At 61.7% G+C, this 12,462-nt stretch carries 10 protein-coding genes; 6 read left to right on the top strand and 4 right to left on the bottom strand.

Going from position 1 to position 12,462, the window contains the following annotated elements; genetic code table 11:
- The 4 genes from JO965_RS11960 to JO965_RS11975 all read right to left on the bottom strand — a co-directional run bounded on the left by JO965_RS11960 (window position 1) and on the right by JO965_RS11975 (window position 4,646).
- Entirely contained in the window at window positions 1-864 is an 864-nt protein-coding gene (locus JO965_RS11960; RefSeq protein WP_203443821.1) for an ABC transporter permease, read from the bottom strand.
- Window positions 864-1,805: an ABC transporter permease gene (locus tag JO965_RS11965; protein ID WP_203443822.1), complete on the bottom strand. Its 942-nt coding sequence runs from the start codon at window positions 1,803-1,805 to the stop codon at window positions 864-866. Before JO965_RS11965 ends, JO965_RS11960 begins: the two co-directional genes overlap by 1 nt.
- Before the next feature lie 65 nt (window positions 1,806-1,870).
- The gene (locus JO965_RS11970; protein ID WP_203443823.1) at window positions 1,871-3,391 is read right to left on the bottom strand and encodes an ABC transporter substrate-binding protein; all 1,521 of its coding nucleotides are present in this window, start codon (window positions 3,389-3,391) and stop codon (window positions 1,871-1,873) included.
- A 322-nt stretch (window positions 3,392-3,713) separates the two neighbouring features.
- Window positions 3,714-4,646 (bottom strand): LysR family transcriptional regulator, encoded by a 933-nt coding sequence (locus JO965_RS11975; protein ID WP_203443824.1) that lies wholly within the window; start codon window positions 4,644-4,646, stop codon window positions 3,714-3,716.
- 208 nt (window positions 4,647-4,854) lie between these two features.
- Between JO965_RS11975 and JO965_RS11980 the strand changes: the two genes are divergently transcribed.
- Genes JO965_RS11980 through JO965_RS12005 form a run of 6 tightly spaced genes read left to right on the top strand, consistent with a single transcriptional unit; the run spans window position 4,855 to window position 12,293 of the window.
- Window positions 4,855-5,829, top strand: a complete 975-nt coding sequence (locus JO965_RS11980) for an ABC transporter permease (RefSeq protein WP_203443825.1) — start codon at window positions 4,855-4,857, stop codon at window positions 5,827-5,829.
- Window positions 5,826-6,728 (top strand): ABC transporter permease, encoded by a 903-nt coding sequence (locus JO965_RS11985; RefSeq protein ID WP_203443826.1) that lies wholly within the window; start codon window positions 5,826-5,828, stop codon window positions 6,726-6,728. The genes JO965_RS11980 and JO965_RS11985 overlap by 4 nt, the downstream gene beginning before the upstream one ends.
- Before the next feature lie 11 nt (window positions 6,729-6,739).
- Window positions 6,740-7,714 carry an ABC transporter ATP-binding protein gene (locus JO965_RS11990; RefSeq protein ID WP_203443827.1) on the top strand — a complete coding sequence of 325 codons (975 nt, stop codon included), beginning with the start codon at window positions 6,740-6,742 and terminating at the stop codon, window positions 7,712-7,714.
- Window positions 7,711-8,742 carry an ABC transporter ATP-binding protein gene (locus JO965_RS11995; RefSeq protein ID WP_203443828.1) on the top strand — a complete coding sequence of 344 codons (1,032 nt, stop codon included), beginning with the start codon at window positions 7,711-7,713 and terminating at the stop codon, window positions 8,740-8,742. The genes JO965_RS11990 and JO965_RS11995 overlap by 4 nt, the downstream gene beginning before the upstream one ends.
- A gap of 18 nt (window positions 8,743-8,760) precedes the next feature.
- Window positions 8,761-10,347, top strand: a complete 1,587-nt coding sequence (locus JO965_RS12000) for an ABC transporter substrate-binding protein (protein WP_203443829.1) — start codon at window positions 8,761-8,763, stop codon at window positions 10,345-10,347.
- The gene (locus JO965_RS12005) at window positions 10,344-12,293 is read left to right on the top strand and encodes a CocE/NonD family hydrolase (RefSeq protein ID WP_246776830.1); all 1,950 of its coding nucleotides are present in this window, start codon (window positions 10,344-10,346) and stop codon (window positions 12,291-12,293) included. The genes JO965_RS12000 and JO965_RS12005 overlap by 4 nt, the downstream gene beginning before the upstream one ends.
- Window positions 12,294-12,462: the final 169 nt, after the last annotated feature.

Consider the following 12,462-nt stretch of genomic DNA (forward strand, 5'->3'; position numbering starts at 1 on the left):
TCAAAGATCCTTTCTCAGGCGCGGATCGAGAAGGTCCCGGAACCCGTCGCCAACCATTTGCAATGAAAGAACCGAGAGGATGATGGCGATGCCGGGAAACAGCGTCATCCAGTCGGCCTGTCCGATATATTGCCGCCCCGCCGCGATCATCGTTCCCCAGGTCGGAACCTCCGGGCTGACGCCGAGGCCGAGGAACGACAGGCCGGCTTCCGCCAGCATGGCATAGGCGAAGATGAAGGTGCCCTGCACGAGAATGGGAGACACGAGATTGCGCAGCACATGCCGTGTCATGATGCGCCAGGTCGGCACGCCGAGCGCACGCGCCGCCTCAACATAAGGCAGTTCGCGGATCACGAGCGTCGAGGCGCGCACGATACGCGCAAGACGCGGCGTGTAGACGATCCCGAGAGCCACGATGACGGTGACAAGGGAGGGGCCGAGGGCAGCGACGAGCGCAATGGCCAGGAGAATGTCCGGGAAGGCCATCATGGCATCGATGATGCGGGCAATCGGCGTGTCGAGGCGGCGGAAGAAGCCGGCCACGAGACCGAGCGTCACGCCGAAGACGGCCGCGAACGCGACGACCGAGGCGCCGACGAGCAGCGAGAGCCGGCCCGCATAGATCGTGCGGCTGAACACGTCGCGGCCGAACTCGTCCGTTCCGAACCAGTAGACGCCGCTCGGCGGCTTGAGCCGGTTCACGACGGAGAGGCGGCTCGGCGAGTAGGGCGCGATCAACGGCGCCAGGATCGCCAGTGCCGCGACGATCACGAGGATGAGAAGACCGATCATGACGGTCTTGCGCGTCACCAGCCGCGAGACGAAACTCGCTTCGCTGATGGCAGGAGAGCTGACCGCGGCCATCAGTAACGCACCCGTGGGTCGACGAGCAGATAGAGCATGTCGATCAGGAAGTTGATGAGAACATAGAGCGCCGCCACAATGAGAAGTGCGCCCTGGATGACGGGATAATCGCGCCGCAGCACGGCCGAGACGACAAGGTTGCCGACGCCGGGAAGGCCGAACACGGTTTCCGTCACGACGGCGCCGGACACGAGAAGCGCAGCCGTCAGGCCGATCACGGTCAGAACCGGAATGAGCGCGTTCTTGAAGGCATGCTTCATGACGACCCGGAATTCACCCATGCCCTTGGAGCGGGCGGTGCGCACGTAATCGTCGTTCAGAACGTCGAGCATGCTGGCCCGCGTGAAGCGCAGGATCAGGGCCGACGACACGATGCCGAGCGACAGGGCGGGGAGAACGAGATGAGACAACCGCGTGCCGAGCCCGGCGCCGGGGCCGCCATATCCGGAGACCGGAAAGATTCCGAGGCGCACGGCAAAGAACTGGATCAGCAGCAATCCGAGCCAGAAGCTCGGCACGGAGGCCGCGAGCATCGCCAGGGTCGTCGATGCCTGATCGAAGAGGGAGCCGCGCCAGTAGGCTGACAGGATGCCGACCGGAATGGCGATCAGGCCTGCGATGAGAATGGAAAATATGGTGAGGAAGAACGTCGGTTCGGCACGCTCCGCCAGGGCCGAGAGGACCGGGCGGTTGAGAAAGATCGATTCTCCGAGATCGCCCTGCAGCAGCTGCCCGAAGAAAATGCCGTATTGAATGATGAGCGGCTGATCAAGGCCAAGGCGCGTGCGCAGTGCGGTCACGTCTTGGGCCGTAGCGTCGGGCCCGAGCATCACAGCGGCCGGATCACCGGGGGCGATGCGCACGATGATGAACACGATCGTGACGACCACGAACATCACGGCCAGCATGCCGAGCAATCGTTGAAAGATGTAGCGGCTCATGCGTCGACTTACATGGAGGATTGATGGGGAGCGCCAAGTGAGCGCTCCCCGGTTTGCTTAAACGCTTACTTCTTGACCGAGACGTTCCAGAAGTAAGGCCAGGGCGCAGGCACGACACCTTCCAGCTTCGGCGACTGTGCCGAGAGGGCGTTGAAGTCGCCGATCTTGATGCTGGGGGTTTCGTCGTAGATGACCTTCTGCACTTCAGCCCAGAGAGCAGGGCGCTTTTGCGGATCGCTCTCGGTGTTGAAGGCATCCACCGCCTTCTTGCGCTCGGGGGTCGACCACCAGCCGGGGGAGCTCTCCGACAATTGTCCGATGAGCGCCGGTTCCGGCAGGAACGGGCTGTGCGTGATGTAGATGTCCCACAGAGCCGGATCGCCGCGACGCTGGGTCAGCGTTGCCCAGTCGACCACCTGCAGATCGACCGCGAAGCCGGCCTGCTTGAGATACTCCGCCGCCACCTGCGCCATCTTGTAGTGGAACTCATATTGGCGGCTGGTGAGGATGCGAAGCGGTGCGCCGCTGTAATTGGCCTTCTTCAGGAGCGCCTTGGCCTTGTCGGGGTCCGCGACGTTGTACTTGCCTTCGACGCCTGCACCCGTGTTCCACACATAGCCCTTGGGATACATGGCCCCGTCGAGCGAGTAGAATTCAGGATTGCCGAAGGCCGCGGCCAGCATGTCCTCCATGCTGAGCGCAAGGCGCACGGCCATGCGGGAGTCGGTGTTCGCCATCACGCCCTGCTTCGTGTTCATCACGAAGACGGGCCAGCCGAACGGCTTGAGAATGACGGGCTTCGACGTCTGCAGATTCTTGATGCGGTCGTAGGATTCGACCGGGAGGGAATCCACGTAATCGAACTGCCCGGAAATCGCGCCTTCGACGCGCGTGTTGGGGTCCGGGACCGGCACGAAACGGATCTCGTCGAGGATCGGCTTGCGGGCGCCACCATAGCCGTTGCCGGCGCCATCGAGCGGCTTATAGGAGTCGTTGCGAACAAGCTGGATGTACTGATCCGGCTTGCGCTCCTTCAGCTTGTAAGGGCCCGTACCGACAGGCTCCTTCATCGGAACGTCCATCTTCTCCGACGGCATGATCACCGCAGCGGAGTTGTTGAAGGCTAGAAGCGCCAGGAGAGGAGCGTAAGGCGTCTTCAAGGTGAGGCGCACGGTCGACGGATCAACGGCTTCCAGCTTGTCGACATTGCCGGCGACCTGCTTGCCGCGCGAGGCCTGCTCCATCCAGCGCTTGAGAGAGGCAACGACGTCTTCGGAGGTCATGTCCGAGCCGTCGTGGAACTTGATGCCCTGGCGCAGCTTGATTGTGTAGACCTTACCGCCGTCAGAGACTTCCGGAAGCGATGCGGCCAGGAGAGGCGTGACCTTCCAATCCTTGTCGAAGGTGAACAGCGTCTCGAAGAAATGCTGAGTGACGATGCCAACCAGGTCTGCCGTCGAGACCATGGGGTCGAGCGTCGGCGGCTCGCCGATCGTCGCCACGTTGATGACCCCGCCGGACTGGGCGAGAACCGGGCCTGATGCAAGGATTGCCAAGCCGGATAGTAATGCCTCTCTGATCCTCATGTTCACCCTCTTGCTCTATAATTATGTATTATTTGCTTTAGTTATGTCATAGTGAGTGAATGTGGACTCAAGGTCAATAGGATTGAGGGGGAGCAATTTGCGCTGGGGGCGCATGGCTGTTCAGCATGGACTGGTCATTCCAGCTGAGCTGTGTCGGGGCGCGTCGTGATCAGGGCGTGCGCGTTAGGGCGACGTTCCTGAAGAGCAGGGATTTCTCTGGCTAACTCTCAGCGAAGACAGCAACCGTTCGATCCACTGAGTTGGCACTCCCATCGCATGAAGCGAACGAGCAAGCCCCGGGGCCTAAGGTGCGCTTGGATCGTCAGGCGTAAACCGTCGCTGAGCCGATGCGCACGGTGCCAGATGCCTTGGAGGTAACCTCATTGATGAAGAGGTCGACGAAATATTCCGCCGGTCTCGATAGTGGCAGGTTGGGCAGAGAGATGATCCCGTATTCCGATGTCCGGGCAGGGCGGAAAGGACGCATCTCGATGTCAGGAGAGCGGAAGAAGCTTGCGATCAGTGCCGGAACGACAGCCACCCCGAGGCCGGCAGCCGCACAGGCGCAGGCCGCCTCGACGGAATGAACCTCGATCCTGCAGTGATGGGGGGCCCTGGCTTCGCGAAGCTCATACTCGAGCTCATGCCGCGCGCTTCTCTGCCGGCCGAGCAATATTAGATCGTTCCTGGCTAGGTCCTTCAGCTGGATCTGCTTCTTCGATGCGAGCGGATGGCCCGGCGCCATCACACATGTGGTCTCGCCCTGCAGAATTGGGCGCACGTTGAAGCCGTGGTCTTCGGTCGGCAGGCGCACAAAGCCCAGGTCTGCGCTGCGGGCCCGGATCATCTGCTCGATGGCGCTGTAAGGACCGGACAGCGTCTCGACCACGGCCTTGGGGTAGAGCTTGAAGTATTGCGACAGAACCTGGGGCAGAAGACTGGTGGTGATACTGTGCGGAAAGGCGACACGCAGAAGTGTATCCCCCGCCGCTCCGGCCTTGATGTCGGCAGCCTTCCGCTTCACGCGTGCAAGGACCTCCGTAAGCTCTTCCACTTCCGGCACGAGAGCTTTGGCCTCCGGTCTGGGAATAAGGCGTCCCTTGTCCCGGATGAAGAGTTCGAATCCGATTTCGGCCTCGAGGGTCGTCAGATGCCGGCTGATGGCGGATTGCGAGATCCCCAGAGTTGTCGATGCGCCGACCGTGGAGCCGGTCGCGATGATCGCCTTCAAGACTTCAAGTTGCTTCAGATTCATGGCTTAGACACGCTTCGGACGCTACACGCGCTTTCCGGAAATTTCATTGCCCTATCGCATTTCCTCATACTATTGCGCGCTTTCCTCAGGGGTGCCTAACTGCCGCCCACTATCCGAATGAAAGCGTCTTCATGCAACGTTATCTGCGGAAACCTTCGAAAGTCTGTATGGGCCGATCGTTTGAGCCGCGCCTGAGGGAGCCTCGTCGATGAGCGTCTTCATCGTCCGGCGCCTTTCGCAGAGCCTGCTGGTTCTTTTCATTACGTCGATTATCGTTTTTGCGGGGATCTACGCGATCGGCAATCCGGTCGATATCCTGATCGCGGGAGACGCAACCCCCGCCGAACGGGAGCAGGCGATCCGGGCTCTTGGGTTGGATCGGTCGCTCGTCGAACAATATGGCACTTTCATCTGGAATGCCCTCCAGGGCGATCTGGGCCGCTCCTTCGTCTTCAATCAGCCTTCCATCGATCTCATCCTCAGCCGCATGCCGGCGACGCTTGAGCTGGCCTTCGTGGCTCTTGCCCTCTCGCTCGTTTTGGGAATCCCGCTGGGCCTCTGGGCTGGCCTCCGGCCCGGCACGGCTCTCGACGAGACCGTCATGACTGGTTCGATCCTCGGCTTCAGCCTGCCGAATTTCTGGCAGGGGATGATGCTGATCATGATCTTCTCCGTCTGGCTCGGGTGGCTGCCATCGACCGGGCGCGGAGAGGTCGGATACTTCTTGGGAATCCCGACCAGTCTCGTGACCTGGTCCGGCCTGTCTCATCTCATTCTGCCGGCGCTCAATCTTGCCCTGTTCAACATCTCTCTCGTTATCCGTCTCACCCGAAGCGGCGTGCGGGAGACGATGCCTCTCGATTTCGTGAAGTTCGCCAGGGCCAAGGGAGTCTCCGAGCGCCGGATCGTATCAGTGCATGTTCTCAAGAACATCCTGATCCCCATCGTTACCGTCGTCGGCGTCGAGTTCGGAAGCCTCATCGCATTCGCGATCGTGACCGAGACGATCTTCGCCTGGCCGGGAATGGGCAAGCTTCTGATCGACTCGATCATGCGCCTCGACCGACCGGTCGTCGTCGCCTACCTGCTCGTGGTCGTGACCTTGTTTATCGTCATCAACTTCCTGGTCGACATCCTCTATTCCCTGCTCGATCCGCGCATCCGGCTGGGGAGCGCGTCATGACTGCCATCGCCCTCCGAAAGCCGAGCACGGACACGCTTCTCGGCCGTGCCTTCAACGGCCTCCTCAAGAGCCCGAAGGCGACCATTGCGGCGATCATCTTTCTGCTGCTGCTTCTCACGGCGGTTTTCGGGCCGTGGCTTGCGCCGCAGGATCCTTACGACCTGATGCAGATCAGCATCATGGATGCACGGCTTCCTCCGGGGTCGGAAAGCATGTCGGGCGGCATCTATTGGCTCGGCACGGACGGGCAGGGGCGAGACATGCTGTCGGCCATGATCTATGGCCTGCGTACGAGCCTCGCGGTCGGTGTCGTCAGCGGTGTTGTGGCCCTTGGGGTCGGGACTGCGCTTGGCCTGATAGCAGCCTATTTCGGTGGCCGTGTCGATGCGCTGATCATGCGGCTTGTCGACCTGATGCTCGGCTTCCCGACCATCCTTGTGGCACTGATGCTGCTTGCAACGATCGGGCAGGGCGTGGGCAAGGTCATGTTCGCCCTCGTGCTGGTGCAATGGGCGCTATTCGCCCGTGCGGTTCGCAGCACGGCTCTGGTCGAAAAGGGCAAGGAATATGTCGAGGCGGCAGCCTGCCTGGATCTGAGCAAGACCCGCATTCTCTTCGGTCACCTGCTGCCGAACTGCCTGCCACCGCTCATCGTGATCGGAACATTGCAGGTGGCGAATGCGATTTCGGCGGAAGCGACCTTGAGCTTCCTCGGAATCGGACTGCCGATCACCGAGCCGTCCCTCGGCCTCCTCATCGCCAATGGCTACGAGGTTCTGATGTCGGGACAGTACTGGATCAGCGTCTATCCCGGTCTTCTGCTGGTCCTCCTCGTCTTCAGCATCAACATCGTCGGTGATCGCCTGCGCGAGGTGCTGAACCCACGGCTCGCGCAGTGAGGGAGAGCGTCATGAGCCATCCAACTCTCATGGTCGAGAATCTCCAGACCCATTTCTTCACCGAGAAGGGTGTCATCAAATCCGTCGACGGAGTGAGCTTCGAGGTCCGCCGCGGAGAGGTGCTCGGGCTTGTCGGGGAGTCCGGATCGGGCAAGTCGATCACCGGCTTCTCCATTCTCGGACTAGTTGATCCGCCCGGGCGAGTCGTCGGCGGGCGGATCCTCTTCCAAGGACAAGATCTCGTGGGGCTGCCCGCCCATGAGATGAGGAAGATACGCGGCCGGCGGATCGCGATGATCTTTCAAGATCCCATGATGACGCTCAACCCGGTGCTCAGCGTCGGCACGCAAATGGTCGAAGCCGTTCTCGCACATGAGAAGGTAAGCGTCAGCGACGCGCGAGCAAGAGCCCGCGATACCCTCGGCATGGTCGGAATCCCGTCGCCGGACGAACGGCTCGCCGCCTATCCTCATCAATTCTCCGGGGGCATGCGTCAGCGGGTGGCCATCGCCATAGCCCTTCTGCATCGTCCCGATCTCATCATCGCCGATGAGCCGACAACCGCGCTCGACGTCACCATCCAGTCGCAGATCCTCGCTCAGATCCAGAAATTGTCGAAGGATCTCGGCATGGCGCTCGTGTGGATCAGTCACGATCTGGGAGTGGTCGCGGGCCTCGCTCACCGGATCGCCGTGATGTATGCTGGCCGCATCGTCGAAATGGGGCCGACTGACGACGTCCTCGACCGTCCCGTCCATCCCTACACGATCGGACTTCTGCAGTCGGTCGCGGCCAATGTACCCCGCGGCGCTCCCCTTCAGGCCATACCCGGCATGGCGCCGTCTCCGCTGAGCCGACCCTCCGGTTGCGCCTTCCGCACGCGCTGTGCCTTCGCCACATCGATCTGCGAGACCGAGCCGCGCCTCGAAAACGCCGGAAACGTTGCCTGGCGCTGCTTTCATCCCCAGGCGAGGAGAGCCGCATGAAGCCTCTGATCGAAGCCGTTCAGGTCTCGAAGCGCTTCGTTCGGGACCTGGACTACGCCGAGCGGCTCGTGCGTCTTTTGGGTGCGGATCTCAAGCCCCAGGTCGTGCATGCCGTCGACACGGTCGATCTGAAGATCATGCCCGGCGAGGTCGTCGGCCTTGTGGGAGAATCCGGCTGCGGGAAGTCGACCCTGGGCCGGATGCTCGCAGGCATCATGCCCCAGAGCGAGGGGGAGATCCTCTGGAACGGCCAAGACCGCCGCAAGCTCGGTCAGCGGGATGCCCGGGCAGCGAAGCTCTCCGCCCAGATGATCTTCCAGGACCCGATGTCGTCGCTCAATCCGCGCAAACGGGTGATCGACATCATCGGTGAGGCCCCTGTCGCCCACGGCATCGTGTCCCGGCGCGAGAAGGATTCCTATGTGGCCGGCCTCATGGAGCGTGTCGGGCTCGACCCCGCCTATCGTGAACGCTATCCGCACCAATTCTCAGGCGGCCAGCGGCAGAGAATTGGAATCGCCCGAGCGCTTGCGGTCAAGCCGCAATTCATCGTTTGCGACGAGTCCGTCGCGGCGCTCGACGTCTCGATCCAGGCGCAGATCATCAATCTGTTCATGGATCTGAAGCGCGATCTCGGTCTCACCTACCTTTTCATCAGCCACGATATCGGCGTCGTGAAGCACATCAGCGACCACGTCGCCATCATGTATCTGGGCCGCATCGTCGAGAGCGCACCGGCCGAGGAATTCTTCGCCCGGCCCAATCACCCCTATACCGTGGCTCTTCTCGACGAGGTGCCGAGCATCGCCAACCGGCGGCGCATCTTCTCACCCATCAAGGGAGAGATCCCGTCACCGCTCTCGCCCCCCAGCGGCTGCCACTTTCATCCCCGCTGCCCGCACGCCTTCGAACGGTGCCGCAGGGAAGCGCCGAAGCTGCGGGAGATCGCGCCGGGCCATATCAGCGCCTGCCATCTCAACGATTCCCAATCCACCAACAGACGGCCGGAAATCGCGGCCGCATCCTGATCCAGAAGGGAGAACCACATGAAACTGCTTCAACATCTGAAGAGCCTGGGCGCCACGGTCTCGCTGGCCGGGCTTCTCGCCCTGTCGCCGGCCTATGCGGCGGATCTCATCATCGGCAGCTCGACCGAGCCCTCGGCCCTTGATCCTCACTTCTCCCGGACCGGCAACAACCAGAACATCGCCGCTCAGATCTTCGACCGGCTCATCTCGCCCGATCCGAACCTGCAGGTGACGCCCGCTCTCGCGGAATCCTGGCAGAATGTCGATCCGACCACATGGCGGATCAAGCTGCGGTCCGGCGTCACATTTCAGGACGGCTCTCCGCTCACGGCCGAGGATGTGATCTTCTCGCTCAATCGGGTGAAGGACATTCCCAACAGCCCGGCACCCTTCACGGGCAATATCGGCTCCATCGCCAGCATGACGATCGTCGATCCGCAGACGATCGAGTTCAAGACGAAGAACCCCACACCCGACTTCATCGAGCAGGTGGGCCTCGTCTATATCGTTCAGAAGAAGCTTGCCGAGGGCAAGACGATCGAGGCGTTCAACGATCGTTCCGCAGCCATCGGCACGGGCCCCTACAAGGTCAAGGAATGGGTGCCCGGCGACCACATCACGCTGGTGCGAAACGATGCCTATTGGGGCAAGAAGCCTGCCTTCGAGAACGTCACCATCAAGTTCATCGCCAATGATGCCGCGCGCGTGGCGGCGTTGCGGTCGGGCTCCGTAGACCTCATCGATGCCGTTCCTCCGGGAGACGTGAAGACCCTGTCGGGCGTCGGCGGCGTGAAGCTCTGGTCGATTCCCTCGGCCCGCGTCGTGTACCTCGCCCTCGATGCGAGCCGCGATGAAAGCCCATTTGTCGTGGGCGCCGACGGCAAGCCCTTGAACCCGAACCCGCTCAAGGATGTGCGCGTCCGCCAGGCGCTGTCCAAGCTCATCAACCGCCAGCTCATCGTCGACCGCATCCTCGATGATGCTGGCGAGGCGGCAGGACAGATCGTACCCGACGGGATCGGCGGTGCCGATCCGTCGCTGAAGGCGCCCGCTGCAGATCCGGAAGGGGCGAAGAAGCTCCTTGCCGATGCTGGATACCCGCAGGGGTTCGGCCTGACTCTCCACACCTCCAACGACCGCTTCCCAGGAGATGCCGAATCCGCCCAGGCGATCGGACAGATGTTCGCCCGGGGCGGCATCAAGGTGAACGGCGTGGTGGCTCAGCCCTACAACGTCTATGCTTCAGCCGCGGGCAAGCAGCAGTTCAGCGCTTTCATCTTCTCGCTCGGAACGACGACGCCGACGTCCGCGACCAGCCTCCGCAACCTTCTGATGACTCCCAACAAGGACGCCGGCACGGGATCCTTCAACCGCACGCGCTACTCCAATGCGCAGTTCGACGAGAAGATGAAGGTGGCGACGTCGGAGTTCGACCCACAGAAGCGCATTGCCCTTCTGCAGGAGGCGACACGGGTCGCGATGAATGATGTCGGCGTTATTCCGCTGTTCTGGCCGAAGGTGTACTGGGCCTCGAAGGCGAACGTCACGTACACGGCCAATCGCGGCGAAGACCTGATGGCGACCCTCGCGGGAACTGCTCAATGACCTCTCAAGCTGCTCTGCCGTCCGTTGCCTCCACTGCACCTGCAGTGGAGGTCCTCGCCGATGATATCGTCGTGCATCGGGACGTTATGATCCGCATGCGCGACGGCGTCAGTCTCGCAACGGATGTGTATCGTCCGGCAGTCGACGGACGGCCTGTCGAGACACCTCTGCCTGTCATCATGGAGCGGACACCCTACGGCAAGACGGAGCGCTCGCGCTCCGAGATCGAGCCCGGGATGAAGCAACCCATGACGCGGGCCGAAGTCGCGATGCATTTCGTGAGGGCCGGTTTCGTGGTGATCTATCAGGATTGCCGGGGCCGCTATAATTCGGAAGGGACGTTCACGAAGTATCTGTCCGAGGGACCCGACGGTTACGACACCTGCGCCTGGATTGTCGAGCAGCCTTGGTGCGACGGCAAGATCGGCACCATGGGACTTTCCTATGCGGCGCACACGCAGGCTGCGCTGGCCTGTCTCAATCCGCCGGGCCTTGCCTGCATGGTTCTCGATTCCGGAGGCTTCTCCAGCGCCTATCGCACAGGCATCCGGCAGGGTGGCGCGTTCGAGCTCAAGCAACTCACTTGGGCCTATAATCACGCCAAGGAGAGCCCGGAGGCGCAAAACGATCCCCTCATCGTCGAGGCCCTCGAAGCGGAAGACCTCAAGGCCTGGTTCAGCGCCTTGCCATGGTCGGAGGGGCGTTCGCCGGTACGCTGGGTGCCCGAGTATGAAAGCTATGTTCTCGAACAATGGCGCCAGGGCTCTTTCGGCGATTTCTGGAAGAAGGTCGGCATCTATGCGGAGGGGTCTTACGACACGTTTCCGCAGATGCCGGTGGCTCTTCTGTCGAGCTGGTATGACGCCTATGTCCGCACGACCTTCGACAATTACGAGGGCTTGTCGCGGAACGGCAAACGCCCGATCTCGCTAATCATGGGGCCGTGGCTGCACGGCAACCGGAACACGACCTTCTCCGGCGACGTCTATTTCGGTGAGAATGCGACGATTGCCGGCAATGTCACGCCATCCTGGCTGGAGTTCCGCCGGCGGTGGTTCGAGCGCTGGCTCAAAGAAATCGAGAACAGTGTCGATCGCGATCCCTCCGTTCGCCTCTTCCTGATGGGCGGAGGAACGGGATGCAAGACCGATGCGGGCAAGCTCGATCATGGCGGCCGCTGGATCGAGGCAGCGCGCTGGCCTCTGCCTGAAACCGAATTCCGATCCTTCTACATCCACAATAACGGGCGGTTGTGCGAAACGGCGGCGGATGGAAGCGCCGCTCCCCTGAGCTACGACTTCGATCCGTCGGATCCCGTGCCGACCATCGGCGGTGCGTTGACGAGCGGCCAGCCGGTCTTCGAAGGCGGGGCGTTCGATCAGCGCGAGGCTGCGCAGTTCTTCGGCTGCCGCCATCCGGGGCTGCCGCTCTCGGCCCGTCGGGATGTCCTTTCGTTCGAGACGCTGCCGTTGGAGCAGGACCTCGCCGTCATCGGTCCCATCTCGGTCGAGCTCTGGGTCTCGTCGGATGCGCTCGATACGGATTTCACCGCAAAGCTGATCGATGTCTATCCGCTCTCGAAGGACTATCCGACTGGCTATGCCCTGAACCTAACCGATGGCATCCTGCGATGCCGCTACCGCAAGTCATGGGAGCATCCGGAACTCCTGACGCCGGGAGAGATCTTCCAGATTACGATTGAGCCCTTCGCGACGGCGAATCTCTTCAAGAGGGGACATCGGATCCGGCTCGACATCTCGTCGTCCAACTTTCCGAAGTTCGACGTGAACCCGAACACGGGTGAGCCTGAGGGCAGGGGGCGCATACGCAAGATCGCGCGCAATTCTGTCTACTGCGATGCAATATATGCCTCGCGGGTTATCCTGCCCTGCGTCCCGGGGGAGCACATCATGAGCCTTGGGCGCTCTTCGTCACGAAGGGGTTAGAGGCCGGCGTATCGCGCGGCCCTTTGGGACCGATGCTCTAGAATACATACCGGCAGTATCAAGGTGGATATTTTTCGATGCCGGTAGCCGGCTACTCTTCCCACTGACATTCAAATGTGATCTTCTCCCTCAATAAGAGACGCGAGAAGCGCGTTCAGGGAGGATGTTG

The sequence above is a fragment of the Microvirga sp. VF16 genome (genome assembly GCF_016864375.1).
Lineage (GTDB): Bacteria > Pseudomonadota > Alphaproteobacteria > Rhizobiales > Beijerinckiaceae > Microvirga.